At 47.5% G+C, this 23,987-nt stretch carries 23 protein-coding genes and 1 pseudogene; 18 read left to right on the top strand and 6 right to left on the bottom strand.

The genetic code is table 11. The features are described 5' to 3' along the window. Positions 1-28: 28 nt before the first annotated feature. Complete coding sequence (gene cotNE / locus MKY10_RS21180; RefSeq protein ID WP_003227093.1) at positions 29-394, bottom strand: inner spore coat protein CotNE; 366 nt, start codon at positions 392-394, stop codon at positions 29-31. Positions 395-484: 90 nt separating this feature from the next. Between cotNE and MKY10_RS21175 the strand changes: the two genes are divergently transcribed. The 18 genes and pseudogenes from MKY10_RS21175 (at position 485) to MKY10_RS21090 (ending at position 16,993) form a co-directional block, all read left to right on the top strand. After that, complete coding sequence (locus tag MKY10_RS21175; protein WP_064671732.1) at positions 485-919, top strand: DUF3255 family protein; 435 nt, start codon at positions 485-487, stop codon at positions 917-919. Beyond that, the gene (locus tag MKY10_RS21170; RefSeq protein WP_003242636.1) at positions 900-1,457 is read left to right on the top strand and encodes a hypothetical protein; all 558 of its coding nucleotides are present in this window, start codon (positions 900-902) and stop codon (positions 1,455-1,457) included. Before MKY10_RS21175 ends, MKY10_RS21170 begins: the two co-directional genes overlap by 20 nt. A gap of 39 nt (positions 1,458-1,496) precedes the next feature. Next, positions 1,497-2,309: a sugar-phosphatase gene (gene yidA, locus MKY10_RS21165; RefSeq protein WP_041850318.1), complete on the top strand. Its 813-nt coding sequence runs from the start codon at positions 1,497-1,499 to the stop codon at positions 2,307-2,309. A 154-nt stretch (positions 2,310-2,463) separates the two neighbouring features. Then, positions 2,464-3,450 (top strand): penicillin V amidase, encoded by a 987-nt coding sequence (yxeI, locus tag MKY10_RS21160; RefSeq protein WP_339225992.1) that lies wholly within the window; start codon positions 2,464-2,466, stop codon positions 3,448-3,450. After that, a pseudogene (locus tag MKY10_RS21155) lies at positions 3,437-3,673 on the top strand (hypothetical protein). Before yxeI ends, MKY10_RS21155 begins: the two are co-directional and overlap by 14 nt. Before the next feature lie 185 nt (positions 3,674-3,858). After that, on the top strand, positions 3,859-5,184 hold the full coding sequence (locus tag MKY10_RS21150) for an LLM class flavin-dependent oxidoreductase (RefSeq protein ID WP_003227105.1): 1,326 nt from the start codon (positions 3,859-3,861) through the stop codon (positions 5,182-5,184). A gap of 13 nt (positions 5,185-5,197) precedes the next feature. Next, entirely contained in the window at positions 5,198-5,695 is a 498-nt protein-coding gene (gene snaB, locus MKY10_RS21145) for a sulfur-containing aminoacid acetyltransferase SnaB (protein WP_072175855.1), read from the top strand. Between the two features lie 24 nt (positions 5,696-5,719). Then, positions 5,720-6,514 carry an amino acid ABC transporter substrate-binding protein gene (locus MKY10_RS21140; protein ID WP_003227109.1) on the top strand — a complete coding sequence of 265 codons (795 nt, stop codon included), beginning with the start codon at positions 5,720-5,722 and terminating at the stop codon, positions 6,512-6,514. 22 nt (positions 6,515-6,536) lie between these two features. Then, positions 6,537-7,211, top strand: coding sequence for an amino acid ABC transporter permease (locus MKY10_RS21135; protein WP_003227111.1), 675 nt, complete (start codon positions 6,537-6,539; stop codon positions 7,209-7,211). A gap of 12 nt (positions 7,212-7,223) precedes the next feature. Continuing rightward, complete coding sequence (locus tag MKY10_RS21130) at positions 7,224-7,973, top strand: amino acid ABC transporter ATP-binding protein (protein WP_049635769.1); 750 nt, start codon at positions 7,224-7,226, stop codon at positions 7,971-7,973. 16 nt (positions 7,974-7,989) lie between these two features. After that, complete coding sequence (gene sndB, locus MKY10_RS21125) at positions 7,990-9,132, top strand: N-acetyl-sulfur-metabolite deacetylase SndB (protein ID WP_021481016.1); 1,143 nt, start codon at positions 7,990-7,992, stop codon at positions 9,130-9,132. Further along, complete coding sequence (locus MKY10_RS21120; protein ID WP_087614821.1) at positions 9,129-10,466, top strand: MmgE/PrpD family protein; 1,338 nt, start codon at positions 9,129-9,131, stop codon at positions 10,464-10,466. Before sndB ends, MKY10_RS21120 begins: the two co-directional genes overlap by 4 nt. A gap of 69 nt (positions 10,467-10,535) precedes the next feature. Then, on the top strand, positions 10,536-11,648 hold the full coding sequence (gene eutH, locus MKY10_RS21115) for an ethanolamine utilization protein EutH (protein ID WP_046161041.1): 1,113 nt from the start codon (positions 10,536-10,538) through the stop codon (positions 11,646-11,648). A 72-nt stretch (positions 11,649-11,720) separates the two neighbouring features. Continuing rightward, complete coding sequence (locus tag MKY10_RS21110) at positions 11,721-12,548, top strand: DUF1206 domain-containing protein (protein ID WP_015385093.1); 828 nt, start codon at positions 11,721-11,723, stop codon at positions 12,546-12,548. 133 nt (positions 12,549-12,681) lie between these two features. Then, on the top strand, positions 12,682-13,623 hold the full coding sequence (gene deoR / locus MKY10_RS21105) for a DNA-binding transcriptional repressor DeoR (protein WP_014478458.1): 942 nt from the start codon (positions 12,682-12,684) through the stop codon (positions 13,621-13,623). Between the two features lie 105 nt (positions 13,624-13,728). Continuing rightward, complete coding sequence (gene deoC, locus MKY10_RS21100) at positions 13,729-14,400, top strand: deoxyribose-phosphate aldolase (RefSeq protein WP_015385091.1); 672 nt, start codon at positions 13,729-13,731, stop codon at positions 14,398-14,400. 80 nt (positions 14,401-14,480) lie between these two features. Continuing rightward, entirely contained in the window at positions 14,481-15,662 is a 1,182-nt protein-coding gene (nupC, locus tag MKY10_RS21095) for a nucleoside permease NupC (RefSeq protein ID WP_003244143.1), read from the top strand. A gap of 29 nt (positions 15,663-15,691) precedes the next feature. Next, positions 15,692-16,993, top strand: a complete 1,302-nt coding sequence (locus MKY10_RS21090; protein WP_048655068.1) for a pyrimidine-nucleoside phosphorylase — start codon at positions 15,692-15,694, stop codon at positions 16,991-16,993. Positions 16,994-17,036: 43 nt separating this feature from the next. On the opposite strand, the gene MKY10_RS21085 is transcribed toward MKY10_RS21090, so the two are convergent. The 5 genes from MKY10_RS21085 to hutH form a co-directional block, all read right to left on the bottom strand. Continuing rightward, positions 17,037-18,464 carry an amino acid permease gene (locus MKY10_RS21085; RefSeq protein ID WP_048655067.1) on the bottom strand — a complete coding sequence of 476 codons (1,428 nt, stop codon included), beginning with the start codon at positions 18,462-18,464 and terminating at the stop codon, positions 17,037-17,039. A gap of 75 nt (positions 18,465-18,539) precedes the next feature. Continuing rightward, on the bottom strand, positions 18,540-19,499 hold the full coding sequence (hutG, locus tag MKY10_RS21080) for a formimidoylglutamase (RefSeq protein ID WP_048655066.1): 960 nt from the start codon (positions 19,497-19,499) through the stop codon (positions 18,540-18,542). Continuing rightward, a complete protein-coding gene (gene hutI, locus MKY10_RS21075; protein WP_048655064.1) occupies positions 19,492-20,757 on the bottom strand; it encodes an imidazolonepropionase in 1,266 nt (421 codons plus the stop codon). The genes hutG and hutI overlap by 8 nt, the downstream gene beginning before the upstream one ends. A gap of 12 nt (positions 20,758-20,769) precedes the next feature. Further along, entirely contained in the window at positions 20,770-22,428 is a 1,659-nt protein-coding gene (hutU, locus tag MKY10_RS21070) for a urocanate hydratase (protein ID WP_048655063.1), read from the bottom strand. Then, complete coding sequence (gene hutH / locus MKY10_RS21065; protein WP_048655062.1) at positions 22,425-23,951, bottom strand: histidine ammonia-lyase; 1,527 nt, start codon at positions 23,949-23,951, stop codon at positions 22,425-22,427. The genes hutU and hutH overlap by 4 nt, the downstream gene beginning before the upstream one ends. Positions 23,952-23,987 lie beyond the last annotated feature (36 nt).

Here is a 23,987-nt window from a genome sequence, read left to right as displayed (position 1 = left end):
CGTATTCCGCTTTTTTTCTTTGTTTCGCTCAGAAACCGCCTTCCCCTGCAGTAAATGGGATATTCAGCCGGTTTTCTACTGTACGGAGGCGCTGATTGAGCCGGTTTAAGCGGCGTGTATGACGTTCAACAGCCTGGCTTAGCTGATTGACCTGTTCGGCAATCCGTGCAATTTCCCGATTTTGACGGCGGTCTTCGTTTGTCAGACGGGTTAATTCTCTTGACTGCTGTTCATTTTGCCGTTCAAGTGCTGCGATTCTTCTTTCCAATGCCGGCTGTCTGTCCATTTGGTATGGATCGTATACATCCTGCTGCGGATAAGGATTGTACTCATAGTGGCTATAGTAAGGTTCCTGCTGAGGCAGCTGAGGGCTGTAATATTGATAAGGGTTCATTATGATCAATCTCCTTGTGGGTGATTTCCTTATAACTTATGTAGTCATTGGCACAGTGGCACGGCATTCGCCCAAAAAGAGGAGGAAAGGATGGTGATCCCCTTGAGAAACAAATATGGCATTTTGTTTTTAATTGCTGTATGCATCATGGTATCGGGCTGCCAGCAGCAAAAAGAAGAGACGCCGTTTTATTACGGAACGTGGGATGAGGGGCTTGCCCCCGGGCCAACGGACGGCGTGAAATCAGCAACAGTCACATTTACCGAAGACGAGGTTGTGGAAACGGAAGTGATGGAAGGAAGAGGAGAGGTACAGCTGCCTTTTATGGCATACAAGGTGATTTCCCAAAGCACTGACGGGTCTATCGAGATTCAGTACCTCGGCCCCTATTATCCGCTCAAAAGCACGCTGAAAAGAGGAGAAAACGGGACATTGATATGGGAGCAAAATGGCCAGACAAAAACGATGACAAGAATCGAATCAAAGAACGGCAGGGAGGAGAAAGATGAGAAATCAAAAAGCTGAAAGACTGGTGGCAGCGGGGCTTGTTTTACATATCATTCAATGGATATTTATATTATGGGCTTTTCTCAAAGTCAAACATTTATTTAGTGACTATACGATCTATAACCCTAATGTCATCAGCGGCTCCATGCAGTCCTTATCGTTTATACAAATGATGCGCGCTATGATGTACTCAGGGGCAATCGTGAATTATGTGTTGTTTTTTGCCCTTGTATTGCTGATTTATGGCATAGTGCTTCATGCCATCCTGATCGTTCTGGAAATGGCGGCTTACGTCATGATCAGACGGAATCCATCATCTTCATGGGGGTTCTTTTTCATCGCGGCGGGTGTGAAGCTTGCCATCTTGAATATCACCGGCATTCCTTTTCTAGCTGCCGGCTTTCTGCTGATGAAACAGAAAAAAGCAGAAAACGGCGTCAAGGCAGAAAGAAAACGGAAACCGCGCTTGCGTATCCGAAGACAAGGGCGGCGTCTAAACAGAATCCGGAGAAAACCATCTCTTCCGGTTGAATATCAAAAAGAAAAAACGATATGATGGGACTATAGCCTGAAAACGACATGAAGGAGATGCAGGATGTACAAACTAATTGCAATTGATATGGATGGAACACTTTTAAATGATCATCATGAAGTAACAGAGGAGGTCCGCGACGCCCTTCACGCGGCAAAAGCGGAAGGTGTCAAAATTGTGCTTTGCACCGGCCGGCCTATCGGGGGTGTGCAGAGATATTTAGATGAACTGAATTTAATTGAAGAAGGCGACTATGTCATTGCGTATAATGGAGCGCTTGTTCAAAATACGCATACAAATGAAGTGGTCTCGGAGCTGTCTCTCGGCTATGATGATTTGACTTCATTATATGACCTGAGCTTAGAGCTGAAGACGCCGATGCATTTCTTTGACTCATCTAATTTGTATACGCCTAACCGGGATATTAGCGAATTTACCGTATACGAATCCTATGTGACACAGGTGCCGCTTCATTTCCGCAAGATTGACGAGGTGCCAAAAGATATCCTCATCCCGAAAGTGATGTTTATTGATAAACCGGAGAACTTAAACCGCGTCATTACATCGATTCCAAAAGACGTGAGAGAAAAATATTCAATGGTCAAAAGCGCGCCTTTCTTTTATGAGATTCTGCACCCGGAAGCCAGCAAAGGAAATGCTGTACGCCAGCTGGCTCAGCTGCTTGGAATTGAACAGGCGGAAGTCATGTGCATAGGCGACAATGGGAACGACCTGACAATGATCGAATGGGCGGGCTGCGGGGTTGCCATGGCAAACGCCATCCCAGAAGTATTGGAAGCCGCAAACTTTCAAACACGCTCCAATAATGAACATGGTGTTGCGCATGCGATTCACGAGCTTGTTTTGGCTAAATAATAAAAAATCCAGCCTTCTAAAGGCTGGATTTTTTCGTTTTATTTGATGTAATGTCAATTCTTTGACGAACCGATTTGACTTTCGTTATGCTGATAAAACCAATTCGTTCACAATATGTATGATATTAATCTGAATTGAAAAGGGGACTGATCAAATGTGCACAAGTCTTACATTGGAAACTGCTGACCGTAAACATGTATTAGCGAGAACAATGGATTTTGCATTTCAGCTGGGGACGGAGGTCATTCTCTATCCGCGCCGTTACAGCTGGAAGAGTGAAGCTGACGGAAAGGCCCATCAGACACAGTACGCGTTTATCGGTATGGGGAGAAAACTTGGAAATATATTATTTGCCGACGGTGTTAATGAAAGCGGTTTATCGTGTGCTGCACTTTATTTTCCTGGCTATGCGGAGTACGAAAAAACGATACGGGAAGATACCGTTCACATTGCCCCGCATGAGTTTGTGACATGGGTGCTGTCAGTCTGTAAGTCTTTGGAAGACGTAAAAGAAAAGATTCGATCTTTAACGATTGTAGAGAAAAAATTAGATCTATTGGATACAGTTTTACCGCTTCACTGGATATTGTCAGACCGGACGGGCCGAAGCCTGACGATAGAACCGAGAGCAGACGGCCTCAAAGTCTATGATAATCAACCTGGTGTCATGACGAACAGCCCCGACTTTATATGGCATGTAACCAATCTGCAGCAATATACAGGAATCAGACCGAAGCAATTAGAGAGCAAAGAGATGGGCGGATTAGCCCTTTCCGCTTTTGGCCAAGGCTTAGGAACTGTTGGTCTGCCGGGGGATTATACACCGCCTTCCCGGTTTGTCAGAGCTGTTTATTTGAAAGAACATCTAGAGCCGGCGGCCGATGAAACGAAAGGTGTAACAGCCGCTTTTCAAATTTTGGCAAATATGACGATACCAAAGGGCGCAGTGATAACGGAAGAAGACGAAATTCATTATACGCAATATACTTCCGTGATGTGCAACGAAACTGGAAACTACTATTTCCACCACTATGACAATCGGCAAATCCAAAAAGTGAGTTTATTTCATGAAGACCTTGACTGTTTGGAGCCTAAAGTGTTTTCTGCTAAAGCAGAAGAGAGTATTCATGAGCTTAATTAATTCACATCAATCAGCTGATTCCGGTTTGAATATCTGGAGTCAGCTGTTTTTTTATACAATCGTTACGGCGTCTGAATGGATAGGCGGTTTGCAAAAGCGAAGAAAAGGAAGAAAAGGCAAAGGAAATGGCGAAATCTTATATGAAATTCTTGGATGAAAACTGAGTCTTTGCTTCATTAGACTCAGTTTTCTTGCCGATATAGAGGTTGCACTAGTTGAATGAATCAATGCCGTTCCATCATGGTCACGCAAGGGTCTTTTCGCTTGAATAGAAAAAATTAATCTTAACTCATTGACAAACGTCCAAGACAAAGGTACATTTTGATTTATTCATATTAAACGACTAGGAATATAGGAGTTTATTTTTCGGATTATTCAGCCTAAAAACATGATAAAAGGAGTATCGTCATGACAAGCAAAAAGAAACAAATCAAATTAGGGGTATTTTTAGCAGGTACAGGCCATCATGTTGCGTCTTGGCGGCACCCGGACGCGCCCTCAGATGCGAGCATGAATTTGGATTATTTTAAAGAGCTTGCGAAAACAGCGGAGCGGGGCAAGCTGGATATGCTGTTTTTAGCGGACAGCCTTTCAATTGACAGCAAATCACATCCAAATGTATTAACAAGGTTTGAGCCATTCACCCTGCTCTCTGCTTTGGCGCAGGTCACATCAAAAATCGGACTGACAGCAACAGCCTCCACTACATACAGCGAGCCATTCCATATTGCCAGACAGTTTGCGTCATTGGATCATCTCTCCAATGGCCGTGCCGGATGGAACGTCGTCACTTCATCTATTGAATCAACAGCACTGAATTTCAGCGGTGAAAAGCACCTTGAACACCATTTGCGCTATCAGCGGGCAGAGGAATTTGTCGAGGTTGTAAAGGGGCTTTGGGATTCATGGGAAGAGGACGCCTTTATCCGTAATAAAGAAACGGGTGAATTCTTTGACAAAGAAAAAATGCACGAGCTGAATCACAAAGGAGAATATTTCTCGGTTCGCGGACCTCTGAACGTTTCAAGAACCCCGCAGGGCCAGCCGGTCATTATCCAGGCAGGATCATCAGGAGACGGAAAAGCGCTGGCTGCCAAAACAGCCGAAGTGATCTTCACAGCACAAAACCACCTGGAATCAGCTCAGGAATTTTATCAATCCATTAAAGAACAGGCTGCGGAATTCGGACGTGATCCAGAAAAAATTGCCATCATGCCGGGTATTTTCCCAATCATTGCCGATACAGAAGAAGCAGCGCAAGCCAAATACAAGGAGCTTCAAGATCTGATTATCCCATCTGTCGGTCTGCAAATTCTCCAAAATTACTTAGGCGGAATTGATTTGTCGGCATATCCGCTTGATGGGCCGCTGCCGAAGCTTGACGCAGAAGCTTCCAATGCGGTGAAGAGCCGCTTCAAGCTTGTTCAGGAGATGGCTGAACGTGACAATATGACGATACGAGAGCTTTACAAATACGTTGCAGGCTCCAGAGGCCACCATATCTTCGTCGGCACGCCGGAGCAGCTCGCCGACAAGATGCAGGAATGGGTGGATACGAAAGCGTGTGACGGGTTTAACATCATGCCTCCGCTTCTTCCAGAAGGAATTGAAGTGTTTGTTGATCAAGTGGTTCCGATTTTACAGGAGCGCGGCGTGTTCAGAAAAGAATATGAAGGCACAACATTACGAGAGCACTTCGGTTTGGAAAAGCCGGTAAACCGCTATGCAAAGTAAGGAGGAACGCTAGATGAAGCCACAATACCGCCTTGCAGTTGAACGTGATGCCGAACAGCTTCTCGAGCTGACATTGCGGGCTTATGAACCGATTCGAAAGCTCGGCATTCGTTTTGCTGCCGCTCATGCGGATTTGGATTTGGTGCTGAAAAATATTCGGCAAAATGCTTGCTACGTCATGGAAGAAGACGGGCGGATCATCGCGACCATCACCTTGAGAATGCCTTGGGGAAAACAGCCGGGACCGTATGGTGTTCCGCATATCTGGTGGTTTGCTGTGGACCCCGACACCGGAAAAAAAGGAATCGGAACAAAGCTGCTTCAATGGCTGGAGGAAACAATCCTTCGTGATACGTTAAAGGTTCCGTTTGTCTCACTCGGAACAGCGGATAAGCATCCGTGGCTGATTGAGATGTACGAACGAAAAGGATATGTCCGCTCAGGTGAACAAGACCTTGGAAAAGGGCATATCACAGTTTATATGAAAAAACAATTGCGACATGATCTATAAAAATAGAAAAGGCGGGAAAATCAAATGAAGATGAAAAAATGGACAGTGCTGGTCGTTGCTGCATTATTAGCGGTGCTCTCAGCTTGCGGCAATGGAAACAGCAGCAGTAAAGAGGATGACAATGTGCTTCATGTCGGTGCGACAGGACAAAGTTACCCATTTGCTTATAAAGAAAACGGAAAGCTGACAGGTTTTGACGTGGAAGTGATGGAAGCAGTCGCTAAGAAAATTGACATGAAACTGGACTGGAAGCTGCTTGAATTCAGCGGGCTGATGGGAGAACTTCAAACAGGCAAGCTTGACACCATTTCCAACCAGGTAGCTGTGACAGACGAACGTAAGGAAACGTATAACTTTACGAAACCATACGCTTATGCGGGAACACAGATTGTCGTCAAAAAAGACAATACAGACATCAAATCAGTAGACGATTTAAAAGGCAAGACAGTCGCAGCCGTTCTCGGTTCAAATCACGCGAAAAACCTTGAAAGCAAAGATCCTGATAAAAAAATCAATATCAAAACGTACGAAACACAAGAGGGTACGCTGAAGGATGTTGCGTACGGCCGTGTAGACGCTTATGTCAACAGCCGAACTGTATTGATCGCGCAAATCAAGAAGACCGGTTTGCCATTAAAGCTTGCAGGAGATCCGATTGTTTACGAACAGGTTGCATTCCCATTTGCCAAGGACGATGCGCACGACAAGCTCCGCAAAAAAGTCAATAAGGCCCTAGATGAATTGCGTAAAGACGGAACACTGAAAAAACTCTCTGAAAAATACTTTAATGAAGATATCACAGTAGAACAGAAGCATTAAGAAACGGCGGTGACTCACCAGAATGAACACGATTGATTGGGAATTCATGATATCAGCGTTCCCGACTTTAATTCAGGCCCTTCCGATCACGTTGTTTATGGCCATAGCAGCTATGATCTTTGCCATTATCGGAGGACTTATTCTCGCACTCATTACAAAGAACAAAATTCCAGTGCTTCATCAGCTGTCAAAGCTGTATATATCCTTTTTCCGAGGCGTGCCGACACTGGTGCAGCTGTTCTTAATCTATTACGGGCTGCCGCAGCTGTTTCCAGAGATGAGCAAAATGACAGCTCTCACAGCCGCTATCATCGGGTTAAGCTTAAAAAATGCAGCATATTTGGCAGAAATCTTCCGGGCCGCCCTCAATTCTGTTGATGACGGGCAGCTGGAGGCGTGCCTGTCTGTCGGTATGACAAAATTTCAGGCATACAGACGGATTATTTTGCCGCAAGCGATCCGAAATGCGATTCCGGCAACGGGCAATACATTTATCGGGCTCCTGAAAGAAACGTCACTGGCCTTTACATTAGGGGTCATGGAGATGTTCGCCCAAGGGAAGATGTACGCTTCAGGAAACCTCAAATATTTTGAGACGTACTTGGCGGTTGCGATCGTCTATTGGGTTCTTACCATGATCTACAGCATGTTGCAGGACTTGTTTGAACGTGCCATGAGCAAGCCATACCGGACTTAGAGGTGAAATCAGTTGATAACAGTAAAAAATATTCGCAAAGCGTTTAAAGATCTCGTCGTGCTCGACGGAATCGATCTAGAAGTGAAACGCGGAGAAGTGGTGGCAATCATCGGTCCGTCCGGTTCCGGAAAATCAACGCTTCTCCGGTGCTTAAATCTATTAGAGCGTCCGGATCAAGGCCTTATTGAAATCGGAGAAGCCAAACTGAATGCGGAAAAGTTTACACGCAAGGAAGCACATCGGCTTCGCCAGCAAACGGCCATGGTCTTTCAAAACTACAATCTGTTTAAAAATAAAACGGCTCTGCAAAACATTACAGAAGCTTTAATCGTGGCTCAACATAAACCACGCGACGAAGCGAAACGTATTGGAATGGAGATTCTGAAACAAGTCGGTCTGGAGCATAAGGCTGACAGCTATCCAATCACAATGTCCGGCGGCCAGCAGCAGCGAATCGGCATTGCGCGGGCGCTTGCGGTCAATCCGCATGCGATTTTGCTGGATGAACCAACGTCAGCGCTTGACCCTGAGCTCGTCACAGGGGTGCTTCAGGTCATCAAGTCCATTGCGGAAAAACAAACAACGATGATCATTGTTACACACGAAATGGCGTTTGCAAAAGAGGTCGCTGATCAAGTGATTTTTATGGCAGACGGCCATATTATCGAGCAGGGAACGCCAAAAGAACTGTTTGACCATCCGAAAAACGAACGGACGAAACGATTTATCAAGCAGGTGGGAGAGCCTGCAGAGCTTATATAAGAAGGAGAGAAGAACAATGGCCGACAAAACGTTTCATACCCGTTTAATCAATATGCGGCGTGATCTTCATGAACATCCTGAACTGTCATTTCAAGAGATTGAAACGACGAAAAAAATCCGCCGCTGGCTTGAGGAGGAGCAAATCGAAATACTTGATGTTCCTCAATTGGAGACTGGCGTGATTGCAGAAATCAAAGGACGGGAAGACGGCCCCGTGATAGCAATACGAGCGGATATTGACGCGCTCCCGATCCAAGAACAGACGAATCTCCCATTTGCATCTAAGGTTGATGGCACAATGCATGCATGTGGACACGATTTTCATACTGCTTCTATTATTGGCACAGCGATTTTGCTGAATCAAAGAAAGGCCGAGCTGAAAGGTACAGTCCGCTTTATCTTTCAGCCGGCCGAAGAAATTGCCGCAGGAGCAAGAAAGGTCATAGAAGCTGGTGTACTTGATGGCATTTCCGCGATTTTCGGCATGCACAATAAGCCGGATCTGCCTGTCGGAACCATTGGTGTAAAGGAAGGTCCGCTTATGGCAAGTGTTGACCGGTTTGAGATCGTCATCAAAGGGAAAGGCGGACACGCCGGCATCCCAAATAACAGTATTGATCCAATCGCTGCAGCCGGACAAATCATCAGCGGGCTGCAATCTGTGGTCAGCCGCAATATCAGCTCACTGCAAAACGCAGTCGTCAGTATCACAAGAGTACAGGCGGGCACGTCGTGGAACGTGATTCCAGACCAAGCTGAAATGGAGGGGACGGTACGAACCTTTCAAAAAGAAGCGCGGCAGGCTGTTCCGGAGCATATGAGACGAGTGGCTGAAGGAATTGCAGCGGGCTATGGGGCACAAGCAGAATTCAAGTGGTTTCCTTATTTGCCTTCCGTTCAGAATGACGGCACATTTTTGAATGCGGCATCCGAAGCTGCGGCACGGCTTGGCTATCAAACCGTTCACGCTGAGCAGTCTCCGGGCGGAGAAGACTTCGCTCTGTATCAAGAGAAGATTCCGGGATTTTTTGTCTGGATGGGAACGAACGGGACGGAGGAGTGGCATCATCCGGCCTTTACACTGGATGAAGAAGCCCTTACGGTTGCCTCTCAATACTTTGCGGAGCTGGCGGTTATTGTATTGGAGACCATCAAATGAGCAAACAAGGGCTGACAGCAGGTCTTGCAGCGGCTGTGAGAACATCACAACCTGAGCATTCAGTTGACGCGATTCGCGAAGCAAAAAAAGGATTACTTGATTTTACTGCCGCTTCATTCGCAGGAAGAGAAGATAAAGGAATTCAAAAGCTCCTCCGTCTGATAGAGGATGAAGGAGGCCGGCCCCTTGTTCCTATTATCGGACAGGGCAAAAAGGCCGCGCCATTACAATCCGTGATGCTGAATGGATTTATCGCCCATGCATTGGATTTTGATGATGTCCACTCCGATGTAAGAGGACACCCCAGTGCCGTCATCGTACCGGCCCTTATTGCATCTGCCGCTCGCGGACATGACGAGCGGCTTCTTGGCGCTTATATTGTTGGTGTTGAAGTGATGGCACGGCTGGGAGAATCAATTGGCAGCCGCCACTATGAAAAGGGCTGGCATAATACAGGAACGCTTGGTGCCATCGCTGCTGCCTGCGCCGTAGGTTATGCTGAGGCGCTGACTCAGGAAGAGCTGGAAAAAGCAATTGGTTTTGCGGCTACACAATCTGCTGGGATGAGGGTGCAATTTGGAACAGAAATGAAACCACTGCACGCCGGTTTGGCGGCTCAGGCTGGCTTGCTGGCCGTTAAGCTGGCCCAATCAGAATTTGGCGGGTCCCGCACGGCACTTGATGGAGAAACTGGTTTCTTCAGTCTGTACGGTGACGTTGAAAAAGCACAACATACTTTGCTAAACGATTGGGGGGCACCGTGGAGAATTGTGCAGCCGGGTCTATGGTTTAAAATCTATCCATTTTGTTCCGCGGCACACCATGCTGCAGATGCGGTACGACAGCTTATCTCCGAAGAAACCATTTCTGCGACCAATACCGAACGTATTGAAGTGATTTTTCCGCCAGGCGGAGATGCTGCATTGACGGAAAGATCTCCGAAAACTGGAGAGGAAGGCCGTTTCAGCGTTGAATATGTGATTGCTCTTGCTTTGCATGGACACGGCCTGACCGTTGAACATTTCAACAGCCAGCCGATCCCAAACGGCGTTCAAACGACAATAAGGCATATTCAGCGCGTATATGACAATGCTATTCAGCCGGCTCCTCATGCCGTTCCAAAAGGCCGTTTCACGATTGTCCGGGCCTATTTATCAGACGGCCGGATTTGCGAAGCGCGTGTGGACTGCCCAAAAGGGGCGCCAGGAAATGAGCTGTCTGAAGAAGACATAAAAGAAAAATTGACATTAACGGTCCCGCAAGAAAAAGCGCGGAGAATCATAACAGCCGTTGAAAAAGCCGATATAAAAGAATTTTTAGCTCATATTGAATAAGATCAACTCTATTCGATGATTTCAGATGATATGATAAAACCAATTATACGTTTGAAAAAGGAGAAAACCATGACGGTGAATGACGCGGTTGTATTCATTTTGGCTGCCTTTTTACTATGGGGAGCGGCGGATTATTGTTTGGGAAACAGATGGGGGCTAGGCGAGCGGTTTGCGGACGGCTTTAAGGCTATGGGGCCGCTGGCGCTGTCCATGATCGGAATTGTGTCGCTGGCGCCCGTGCTGGCAGCAATCCTGATTCCCATTGTTGCTCCGTTTTACACAGCGATTGGCGCGGACCCTTCTTCCTTTGCTAACACCATTTTGGCGATTGATATGGGAGGATATGCGCTGGCTGGAGAAATGGCGAAAGATCCGCAGGCCGGGCTGTTTTCATGGGTGTTTTTAGGAACAATGATGGGACCGGCAATCGTCTTCACGATTCCCGTCGCTCTTGGCATCATCGAAATAGAGGATCATCCGTATTTTGCGAAAGGCATATTAATCGGGCTGTGCACAGTGCCGATCGGTTGTTTCATCGGCGGATTATGCGCGGGCTTTGACATCGGCATGATAGGTAAAAACCTTCTGATCCCGAGTCTGTTATCTGCTGTGATCGCTTTTGGGTTATGGCGATACACCGACAGAATGATTCAGTTGTTTCATCTCTTCGGGAAAGCGGTCAGTGTGGTTGCGATTATCGGGCTTGCAGCTGTTTCAGTTGAAACGATGACCGGCATTGTGCTGATTCCGGGAATGGAGAATGTCGAGACAGGGATACAAACGACAGGGACCATCGCCATTGCCCTGGCAGGGGCGTTTCCAATGACGGCTTTTATTACAAAAACCTTTAAAAAACCGCTTCAGGCCCTGGGGAAACACCTTCATTTAGATGAGACAGCAACAGCAGGATTAGTGACCTCTTTGGCGCATCATATCCCGATGCTGGCTTCATTAAAGAATATGACGCCGAGAGGAAAGGTCATCAATGTCGCGTTTGCGGTCAGCGGCGCCTTTGTACTCGGCAGCCATCTCGGTTTTGTAGCTGGAATGAAAAAAGAAATGGCGGCGGCCATGATCATTGGGAAATTAGCAGGCGGAGTCACAGCTGCCGCAGCGGCTGCTTGGATGACACCTGCACAATCAGCTAAACAGCAAAAACGTATCTCAGCCAGCCATAGCTGAGGCAGAAGCTGTTTCAACTTTGTCCAATCGGGAATGTTACAGTAAAGATTTCTGTGAAAGAGGGTTGGACACATGGCGGTGAAAGACCGGTACATGTCAAAAATAAAACAGGAAACCAAGCCTTGGATCAAACGATTCGGGAGGCTTGGTTATTTTGCATTCGGCGGCGTTTTTATTCTGCTTGGGGTTTTGGCTTTTATGACGGCTGCCGGGGCAGGCCGCGCCAAAGATTCGAGCGGAGCTCTCCAAACGCTATCACGCATGCCGTATGGGTCACTATTGCTTTTTCTTATAGGCATCGGCCTTATCGGCTATGTGATCTGGATGGTGTTAAGCGCGATCAAGGACACAGAGGGGCACGGAAACAGCAGGCGAGGCCTGTCACGGAGAATAGGAAACTTTTTCAGTGCCGCCGTTTACACATCCATCGCTTGGAATGCCTTGCGATTTGTGTTTGGCCAAGGGGACGGCGGCACTTCAGAACAGACGTGGTCCGCTTATGTATTGGCGCAGCCATTCGGCCAATGGCTCACAGGGCTTACGGGTGCGGGTTTTATCGTATTTGCGATTGTTCAATTTATGAAAGGCGTTCGGGCTGCTTTTATGAAAGAATTTGATACGTCAAAAATGAACAAACAAATGATATGCATCACGAAAAACACCGGACGCGCAGGCAATATCGCCCGGGCCATTATTTTCTCTGCTATCGGCTACTTTCTCATCAAGACAGCCATGACCGCTGATCCCGACGACACAAGAGGCTTTGACGGCGCGCTCGCCGAACTCGCGCAGCAGCCGCATGGCAAATTGATTCTGTCTATATTGGCATTAGGCCTGATCCTATATGGAATGTACGCCATTATGAAAGGCATTTATCAGCATATGACCTGGGAGAAGTAAGCTCTGGGCAGGTCCGCGCCCAGAGCGTTTTTCAGTTTCTTAGAAATCAGGTGGATGAAAGTTGGCGCCAGCCTGTATAATAAAAGCAAATCAAAAGCAGTTTTATCAGGACTGATCCACAGGGAGGTGCAGAATGGATCGGGAAAAACAACAATTAAGCATAGAAGCGGCAAGGCTTTACTATCAGTCTGACTACAGTCAGCAGCAAATTGCTGAGCAGCTCAACATTTCAAGGCCAACCGTTTCCCGGCTGCTGCAATATGCAAAGGAAAAAGGGTATGTCCAGATTCGCGTCATGGACCCTTTTGAGGATTTGGATGCGCTCGGTTCCATACTTGAAGAGAAATACGGGCTCCTTGAGGCGCATGTTGTGTTTTCCCCGACACCCGATTATGCAGGAATTACACATGACCTAAGCCGCTATGGTGCAGAATATATGCATGAAACGGTAAAAGACGGCGACATTGTCGGCGTCAGCTGGGGAACCACCATGTATCAAATCGCACAAAACATGCAGCCGAAGCAAGTAAAAGGCGTCGAGGTCGTCCAGCTGAAAGGCGGCATCAGCCATTCCCGGGTAAACACGTATTCGGCTGAAACGATTCAGCTGTTTGCAGAGGCTTTTCAAACGATGCCGCGCTATCTCCCGCTTCCCGTCGTGTTTGATAATGCGGATGTGAAGCGAATGGTGGAGAAAGACCGTCATATTGAACGGATCATTGAGATGGGCAAGCAGGCGAATATCGCTCTCTTCACGGTCGGGACTGTCCGTGACGAAGCGCTGTTGTTCCGGCTCGGATATTTTAACGAAGAAGAGAAAGCCCTGCTGAAAAAACAGGCCGTTGGCGATATTTGTTCACGCTTTTTTGATGCGAAAGGGAATATTTGCAGCAGTGCCATCAATGACCGGACCATCGGTGTTGAGCTTGAAGACCTCAGGCTGAAGGAACGCTCCATTTTAGTTGCCGGCGGAAGCAGAAAAGTATCTTCCATTCACGGAGCATTAACCGGAAAATATGCCAACGTTTTAATCATTGACCAGCATACCGCGAGGGCGCTTGTTAATGATTTGTGACACGTTCAAACCTTTCGTTGAACAAAATTTCAATTACCAATTTACATATGTTCAAAAGTCGGTTATGCTAAAAAATATCTTAACAAAAAAGGAAGTGTGCGAAGGATGTCATTAGCCAACATAATTGATCATACAGCTTTGAAACCGCATACACAAAAAGCGGAAATTCTAAAACTAATTGAAGAAGCGAAAACATACAAATTTGCTTCAGTATGTGTCAATCCGACATGGGTGGAGCTTGCTGCAAAAGAGCTTAAGGGAACTGGAGTCGACGTTTGTACGGTCATCGGCTTCCCGCTCGGTGCCAATACAACTGAAACAAAAGCGTTCGAGACAAAAGACGCCATTTCAAAAGGCGCCACTGAAGTGGATATGGTCATTAATATTGCCGCTTTAAAAGACAAGGAAGACGATGTGGTGGAAGCTGATATCCGCGGTGTAGTGGAAGCTGCAGCCGGAAAAGCGCTTGTCAAAGTCATTATCGAAACGTGCCTTCTGACTGATGAAGAAAAAGAACGTGCATGCCGTTTAGCGGTGTCTGCGGGAGCGGATTTCGTAAAAACATCAACAGGCTTTTCTACAGGCGGCGCAACGAAGGAAGATATCGCCTTAATGCGCAAAACAGTAGGACCTGATATCGGCGTGAAAGCATCTGGCGGCGTCAGAACGAAAGAAGATGTAGACACAATGGTAGAGGCCGGAGCAAGCCGAATTGGCGCCAGCGCAGGCGTTTCTATCGTAAAAGGAGAAAATGCATCAGGCGGAGACAACTATTAAGAGCTGACGGAAGGCAGACTGCTTTCCGTTTTCTGAGGAAACAGTGATTGTAAGCGAATACAAATAAAGGAGAAACACATATGAAGTATTTGATTGGGATTATCGGTTTAATCGTGTTTTTAGGCCTCGCGTGGATCGCGAGCAGCGGCAAAAAAAGAATTAAGATCCGCCCAATTGTTGTTATGCTCATTTTGCAATTTATTCTTGGCTACATTCTCCTCAATACCGGGATAGGGAATTTTCTCGTGGGAGGATTTGCAAAAGGATTCGGTTATCTGCTTGAATACGCGGCTGAGGGAATTAACTTTGTGTTTGGCGGCTTGGTGAATGCGGACCAAACGACATTCTTTATGAATGTTCTCTTGCCAATCGTGTTTATTTCCGCTCTGATCGGGATTCTGCAAAAGTGGAAAGTCCTCCCGTTTATCATTAGATATATCGGCCTTGCCCTCAGCAAGGTAAACGGTATGGGAAGATTGGAATCGTATAACGCAGTGGCTTCTGCGATTTTAGGGCAGTCAGAAGTATTTATCTCCTTGAAGAAAGAACTCGGTCTTTTAAATCAGCAGCGCTTGTACACGCTTTGCGCATCTGCGATGTCAACTGTGTCAATGTCGATTGTCGGCGCGTATATGACCATGCTGAAACCGGAATATGTTGTAACAGCGCTGGTCTTGAACTTATTTGGCGGTTTCATAATTGCTTCTATTATTAATCCGTACGAGGTTGCAAAAGAAGAGGATATGCTTCGTGTTGAGGAAGAAGAAAAACAATCTTTCTTCGAAGTGCTCGGAGAATACATCCTTGACGGTTTCAAAGTAGCGGTTGTCGTCGCTGCGATGCTGATTGGATTTGTCGCGATTATTGCCTTGATCAATGGCATTTTTAATGCAGTATTCGGTATTTCGTTCCAAGGCATTCTTGGATATGTGTTTGCTCCATTCGCTTTTCTTGTCGGTATCCCATGGAATGAAGCTGTTAATGCGGGAAGCATTATGGCAACAAAAATGGTATCGAATGAATTTGTCGCCATGACGTCGCTTACGCAAAACGGTTTCCATTTCAGCGGCCGTACAACAGCGATCGTATCGGTATTCCTTGTGTCATTTGCGAACTTCTCCTCAATCGGAATCATTGCCGGTGCCGTAAAAGGACTGAATGAAAAGCAAGGAAATGTCGTCGCTCGTTTCGGCTTGAAATTATTATACGGTGCTACGCTTGTCAGCTTTTTATCAGCAGCAATTGTGGGCTTGATTTACTGAACTTAATCGAAAAGGATCGGTGACCAAACATGAGAATGGTAGATATCATCATCAAAAAACAAAACGGAAAAGAACTCACCACTGAAGAAATTCAATTTTTCGTGAACGGCTATACAGACGGAAGCATTCCTGATTATCAGGCAAGCGCGCTTGCTATGGCGATTTTCTTCCAGGATATGAGTGACCGTGAACGCGCGGACTTGACGATGGCTATGGTGAACTCCGGTGAAACGATTGATCTTTCTGCCATTGAAGGAATTAAAGTGGATAAACACTCCACCGGCGGCGTCGGCGACACGACAACGCTCGTTCTCGCCCCGCTTGTTGCGGCTCTTGATGTGCCGGTTGCCAAAATGTCCGGCCGCGGCCTCGGCCATACGGGCGGCACGATTGATAAGTTAGAGGCAATCGACGGCTTCCACGTGGAACTGACGAAGGATGAATTTATTAAACTTGTGAACCGCGACAAGGTTGCGGTCATCGGCCAAAGCGGCAATTTAACGCCGGCTGATAAAAAACTGTACGCGCTTCGTGATGTAACGGGAACGGTCAATTCCATTCCGCTCATTGCAAGCTCGATTATGAGCAAAAAAATCGCTGCCGGGGCGGACGCCATCGTGCTTGACGTAAAAACGGGTGCGGGCGCCTTCATGAAAACAGAAGAAGACGCAGCTGAACTTGCCAAAGCGATGGTACGCATCGGAAATAACGTCGGCCGTCAAACAATGGCTGTCATTTCAGACATGTCCCAGCCGCTGGGCTTTGCGATCGGAAATGCGCTTGAAGTCAAAGAAGCGATCGACACACTCAAAGGCGAGGGACCTGAGGATCTTCATGAGCTTGTCTTAACGCTCGGCAGCCAGATGGTTGTGCTTGCGAAAAAAGCCGATACATTGGACGAAGCAAGAGCGAAGCTGGAAGAAGTCATGAAAAACGGCAAAGCACTTGAGAAATTCAAGGATTTCCTGAAAAACCAAGGCGGCGACAGCTCAATTGTTGACGATCCGTCTAAGCTTCCGCAAGCCGCATATCAAATTGATGTGCCCGCCAAAGAAGTGGGTGTCGTCTCTGAAATCGTTGCGGACGAAATCGGCGTCGCAGCGATGCTGTTAGGTGCCGGTCGCGCCACAAAAGAAGATGAGATCGATTTAGCCGTCGGCATCATGCTCCGCAAAAAGGTCGGGGACAAAGTAGAAAAAGGCGAACCGCTCGTGACGCTTTACGCCAACCGCGAAAACGTTGATGAAGTCATCGCAAAAGTCTATGACAACATCCGCATCGCTGCGGAAGCGAAGGCGCAGAAGCTGATTCATACGTTAATTACAGAATAAAAAATAAAGCACATCCCATCCTGAGCGGGGTGTGCTTTTTTGATTACAGGATGTGATCAGCCTGATATTCCTCTTGGTTGATTTTTTTCGCTTTTGTAACATTTCTTTTGAAATGGTAGATCAGATAGCAAAGGATGATACAAGGAACTCCGCAGAAAAGTGCGATTCTTTGATTGGGATCAAAAGCAAGACCGATACAAGAAGCAGAACATAATAAGAGAGCGGCTATAGGCATAAGAGGATAAAGCGGCGTGCGAAATGTCAGATCTTTTACATTCCCCCCTTTTTTCAAAAATCTCTTTCGAAACAAGAGCTGGGACAAGGCAATGCTCATCCAGACCACGACTCCTGCAAATCCAGCAATTGCGACCATCACCACATAGACAGTTCCAGGGGCCACGATACTGGAAACGAGAGATAAACAAGATACAGCCATACTGATCATTAAGGCATTTAAAGGAATGCCTTTAGAGGTCACTTTCTTAAAACGGGAGCTGATCATGTTTTCATTTGCTAACGACCACATCATACGGGTTGAAGCATATAGGCCTGAATTGGCGACGGACAGCAAGGCTGTTAATATCACGAAATTCATAATATCAGCAGCGTAAGGGATTCCGATCTCCGCAAATACGGCTACAAACGGGCTTTCAATCACGCCTGCGTCCTTCCAAGAAATCAACCCGGATAATATGAAGACAGCGCCAATGAAAAAAATCACGGTTCTCCATGCGACATTACGGATGGATCGCGGTATATCCTTTTGAGGATTTGCTGATTCTCCTGCTGTAACGCCGATTAACTCTGTACCGGAAAAGGCGAAGCTCACAGATATCATCGCGATAAAAACGGCGAGAAAGCCATTTGGAAACAACCCGCCATGATCTGTGAAGTTTGACAACATAGGAGCATCCGCCGTTCCGTTTAAAGAGATCAGGCCAAACATGGCGGCTCCTCCTAAAATGATAAATAAAATAATGGTGACAATCTTTACGCTGGAAAACCAAAATTCAGTTTCCGCAAATAACTTAACTGAAAATGCGTTGCATATAAAAAGAAGGGCTGCAAAAATCGCACTCCACATCCATACACTGCTGTCAGGGAACCAGCGCTGCATGAGAATACCGGATGCGGTAAACTCAGAGCCTACCGTCACCACCCAATTGATCCAGTACATGATGCCGACCATAAAACCGGTAGATGGACCGATAAATGTTGTAGCATATTTTTGAAAAGAGCCGGTCACCGGCATGGCAACCGACAATTCGCCGAGACATTGCATGACGAGGTACATCATCAACCCGCCGATTACATAAGCGAGTATCGTACCGCCGGGTCCGGCTTGATGTAGCGTATAGCCCGTACTGAGGAAAAGTCCTGTGCCTATGACGCCTCCCAATGAGATCATAAATAGGTGCCTGCTTTTCATTGTGCGTTTTAGCTGTTGGCTGCTGTTCTCCTGAAGATTCACTGTCTCGCCCTCCTTTTAGCTGCCATTCATTAGGCAGATGAGTTTCCTATACCCAAAATACAACCTGCCAGAAGATCACTTGAATGGGGAGAGTTTCATTCCTTTTAATGCGTGTAACAGAACATGAGCTGCAGCTCTGCTTGTCATATCTCGAAAATCGAGGGTAGGATCGACTTCAACAATTTCAATCCCGGCAACATTGGGCTGTTGTGCGATGTACTTGACTGCTTCAAGCAATTCGTCTGTATAGAGGCCGCCCGGGCCAATCGCTGGACAGCCGGGTGCATGGGACTGGTCTAAGACATCCATGTCAACAGATATAAAAATGAAATCTGTTCTATCTTGAACAACAGGCAAAATCTCTTTTATCGTTGGGATTAGTCCTTTTTCGCGGATCATGTCCATCGTGTGAATGTTCACGCTATGTTTTTTTGCATATGCTTCATAGGCCTGGCTGTTGCTGAATTCTCTGATACCCAGCTGGATCAAATGTTGACCTTCAATGATCTCTTCATCCAAAAGGCGGCGGAAGGGGGTGCCGTTTGTCGGCCCCCCGTCCTCCGTATTGCGTACATCGTGATGGGCATCAAATTGAATCACCGCTGTCGTTCCTTTCGTTTGTGCTATCGCTTTTATGGTGGAGTAGCTGATAGAGTTATCTCCCCCAAGTATGAGCGGCACCCAATCCGGATGATCCGAAAGCAGAGCGTGCATGGTTTGGAAAATGTGATGATGTGACTTTACGATATCAGTGACATGAATATCGATATCCCCCAGATCATATAGAAGCTCTGATACGACGTGCTCTCCAAGCTCAGCAGAATAGGCTGATGAATGTTTCAGAGCCTGGCGTATTGTTCCGGGTGCAAAGGAAGCGCCTGAATGACTGATGGAGGATTTTGATAGGGGGACACCTATCAACGCCGGTCCCTTAATGTCCTGGCCGTCCCATGTTGCGATCAGGTCGCTCATTTTTGTGACATCCCGGTCTTTAAACGAAGATCCGGCCTCTCTGAGAAAAGGGTACTTATCCAAGAATGGCTCCCTCCTTGTTGACAACAATTGTTCCGTTTTTCATGACTTGATGTACATGATTGACCCCGTAGTGATACGGAATATACATATAGTTCGAGGCTTGCCAAATGACTAGATCAGCTGAGCGGCCGACTTTGAGCTGACCGGCTTCTTCTCCTTTCCCTATGCCGTATGCGGCATTGACTGTGACCGCGTGCCATATTTCTTCTGCAGTCATCTTCAGATGAAGCGCGGCAATGGACATAATCAGCTGGATATTTTCAGTCGGCGAGCTGCCAGGATTAAAATCCGTTGCCAAGCTGACACATACACCTTCATCAATCATAGCTCTAGCCCTGGCGTATGTGCTTTTGCCAAGATAAAATGTCGTGCCCGGCAAGAGGACGGCGATCGTTCTTGCCTCAGCCAATTTCTTTATGCCTTCGTCCGATGCACCTACCAAATGGTCGGCTGAGACGGCCTTTAGCTCACCTGCTAATTCAGCACCTCCAAGCGGATCGATTTCATCTGCGTGTATTTTTAATCCGAAGCCTGCCTCAGCTGCTTTTTGTAAATAACGGCGGGATTGGCTGACTGTAAAAACGCCTGTTTCTGTAAAAATATCAGCAAAGCTGGCGAGCTCCTGCTCTTTGATTTCCGGCAAAAGGGAAAGCATTTGATCCAGAAATTCATCTGGATCGTTTTGATATTCGGGAGGAATCGCATGGGCTCCCATAAATGTGGAAACAAGGTCAACAGGCTGGCTTTCATGCAGTTTCTTTGCGACACGCAACTGTTTGAGCTCTGTCTCTTTTTCCAAGCCGTAGCCGCTTTTCACTTCTGCTGTGGTTGTGCCGTAGGACAGCATTCTTTGCAGATGAAAATGGGCTTTTTGCAGCAGCTCTTCTTCTGAAGCCGCCCTGGTATCCTTGACTGTAGACAGAATCCCGCCGCCCTGCGCCAGAATATCCAAATATGAAATGCCCTGAAGCTTAAGGTTCATCTCCTTTTCACGAGATCCGCCAAATACAAGATGGGTGTGCGGATCAACGAGGCCAGGCGTTACAAGGCGTCCCGAACAGTCAATGATTTCGTCTGCCTCGTAACCGGCTTCAGCCCCTTTTTGTCCGGCGAACACAATTTTCTGTTCATGGATGCCGACAACAGCGTCTTCGATCACATGAAGATCCTGCATGCTTTTGCCTGCCCGCGGACCGCTGCTTTCCATCGTCAAAAGCTGACCGATGTTGATGAGAATCGTATCAATTTGCTTTGGCATGTCATCACTCCTTTATTTTTGCATCGGCACGATAATGTCCTGTTCCTTCGCTACTTCAACGGCACGTTCATAACCCGCATCCGCATGACGGATAATGCCCATTCCTGGGTCGCTCGTTAAGACCCGCGCGAGCCGCTCGTCAGCCAGCTCACTTCCATCGGCCACTGCAACCATGCCGGCATGCAGGGAATAGCCCATTCCGACGCCGCCGCCATGGTGGAAGGAAACCCAGCTTGCACCCGCCGCCGTGTTGACAAGCGCATTTAGCACAGCCCAATCACCAACAGCGTCACTTCCGTCTTTCATCGCTTCTGTCTCCCGGTTTGGAGAGGCGACAGACCCGCAGTCCAAATGATCTCTCCCAATAACGACAGGCGCTTTTAGCTCCCCGGTTCTAACCAGCTCGTTAATGGCGAGGCCCATCTTTTTTCGTTCTCCATATCCAAGCCAGCAAATACGGGACGGCAAGCCTTGGAAGGTGACTTTTTCCTGTGCCATATCAATCCAGCGGTGAAGGGCTTTATTTGTCGGGAACAGCTCTTTTAATAACGCATCCGTACGGTAAATATCTGCCGGATCTCCGGAAAGCGCCGCCCAGCGGAACGGCCCTTTTCCTTCACAGAATAAGGGGCGGATGTAGGCAGGGACAAACCCAGGAAAATCGAAGGCATTCTCCAGCCCTTCATCCTTTGCGACTTGCCGGATATTGTTGCCGTAGTCAAATACAATAGAGCCCTTTTGCTGAAAGGCCAGCATGGCTTCGACATGTTTTTTCATGCTTTGCTTCGCAAGGCGCACGTAAAGATCTGGATTGTCTTGACGCAAACGGTCAGCTTCATCAAGGGAGTAGCCTTCGGGAACATAACCGATTAAAGGGTCATGGGCAGATGTCTGATCTGTCACAATATCAATTTTGACGCCTCGGTTCAAAAGTGTGTGATGCACCTCAGCCGCGTTTCCGAGAAGCGCAATGGACAAAGGTTTTCCTGCCAGCTTTGCCTCTTCAGCCCAAGCTAAGGCTTCCTCAATCGATGCTGTTTTTCGATCGCAGTATTTTGTTTCCATCCGCTTGTCGATGCGTTTCTCGTCAACCTCGACAGCAATGACGACGCCTTCATTCATCGTGACAGACAGCGGCTGTGCGCCTCCCATTCCGCCGAGACCCGCTGTCAGCGTCAACGTTCCTTTTAAGCTGCCCCCAAAGTGCTGTCGCGCCAGCTCAGCGAAGGTTTCATAGGTTCCTTGCAATATGCCTTGTGAGCCAATGTAAATCCAGCTGCCAGCCGTCATCTGTCCGTACATCATTAACCCTTTTTTCTCAAGTTCGTGGAAATGCTCCCAGTCTGCCCACTTCGGAACAAGAACAGAATTTGCTAGGAGCACGCGCGGGGCCTGCGGGTGTGTACGGAACATGCCAACAGGCTTACCGGATTGCACGAGCAATGTTTCATCATTTTTTAATGTTTTCAAGGAATGCTCAATGGCGTGAAAAGCGTCCCAATCCCGTGCGGCTTTGCCGATCCCGCCATATACGATGAGGTCCTCCGGCTTCTCGGCGACTTCTGGATCAAGGTTGTTTCGAAGCATCCGAAGCACTGCCTCTTGCTCCCATCCTAAGCATTCAAGCTCTGTTCCTCTGTTGGCACGGATTGATTTTTTTACATCAGTCATATGTTCATCCCCCTTAGTTCTTTATTCTGATGATCAGGTATTAAAGATTCCTTCTTCAGCCAGTCAGTCAAGCGTTCAATGTCATAGGAAAAAACACGGTCCTGCTGAATGGACGGCACGACTTTTCTCATTTCCTGAAAAAGCTGTTTCGTATAGGACGCTGCATGTTCTATGCCTCTGTATTCAACAGCCTGCAATGCGCAAATCGCTTCGATCGCAATGACTCTCCTTGTATTTGCGATCACCTGATAAGCATGCCGAGCGGCGATGGTTCCCATGCTGACATGGTCCTCTTGGTTGGCGGATGACGGAATGGAATCCACACTTGCAGGATGGGCCAGTGTTTTATTTTCAGAAACGAGTGAGGCCGCGGCGTACTGCATGATCATTGCACCGGATTGCAGACCGGGATGAGGGCTCAGGAACGGCGGCAGGTCATTCAACTGCGGATTCACAAGTCGTTCGATCCGGCGCTCTGCGATATTCGCAAGCTCTGATATTGCGATTTTCAGAAAATCCATGGCAAAGGCGATCGGCTGTCCGTGAAAGTTTCCGCCGGAAATCACTTTGTCACCGTCATTGAAAATGAGGGGATTGTCTGTAGCTGCGTTCATTTCAATCTCTAATTTTTCTTTGACATAGCCTAGTGTCTGCCAAGTCGCACCGTGTACTTGCGGAATACAGCGCAATGAATAGGCATCCTGAACCCGCAGTTCTCCCTGGTAGGTTGTCAGGCCGCTATCAGATAGATAAAAGCGAATTCGTTCTGCGACATCGATCTGCTCCTGATAGCCGCGGGCTGAGTGAATATCCTCGTCAAATGCATCGATAATTCCCTGCAACCCCTCAATCGTTAAGCTGGCAATGCGTTCTGTTTGATAGGCTAGTTTCTCAGCTTCGATGTAGGCGACCACCCCCATTGCAGTCATGGCCTGAGTCCCGTTAATCAAGGCAAGCCCTTCCTTGGATGTCAGCGTTACCGGTTGAATACCTGCTTTTTTCAAGCCTGTCATTGCCGGCATTCTTTCCCCCTCAAAAAAGACTTCTCCTTGTCCGATCAGCGCAAGCGCCAGGTGGGAAAGCGGCGCCAGATCTCCGCTTGCGCCAAGTGATCCTTGCTGGGGGATGACAGGATGGACGCGTTTATTTAAAAAAGCAAGCAACTGTTCGATCAGCTCAGCGCGGACACCGGAAAAGCCTTTTAACAGCGCATTGGCGCGCAAAAGCAGCATTGCCCTTGAAACACACTCAGGAAAAGGGTCGCCGACTCCGCAGGCATGAGAAAGGATTAAATTCAGCTGCAGCGCCGCCGAGTCTTCTTTCTGAATCAGGACATCGCTGAATTTGCCAAATCCGGTGTTGATGCCGTAGATTGTCTTTTCGTCGCGTACAATCCGTTCCACTGCTGCTCTGCTTTTTTTCACGCGCTCCATACTTTCCTCAGAAGCCGCTGCCTCCTCAAAATCAAACAGCACACGAGCGACGTCGGCTGTTGTCAATGAAGAACCGTCTAAAGTCACCATAAGCCCAACTCCTTTTTCTTTACTTTGGTAAAGCGC

This window comes from Bacillus sp. FSL P4-0290 (assembly GCF_037975435.1).
In the GTDB taxonomy this organism is placed as follows: Bacteria; Bacillota; Bacilli; order Bacillales; family Bacillaceae; genus Bacillus; species Bacillus subtilis.
Note: the sequence above shows the minus strand (reverse complement) of the source record. Positions and strands in the feature narration are given on the sequence as shown.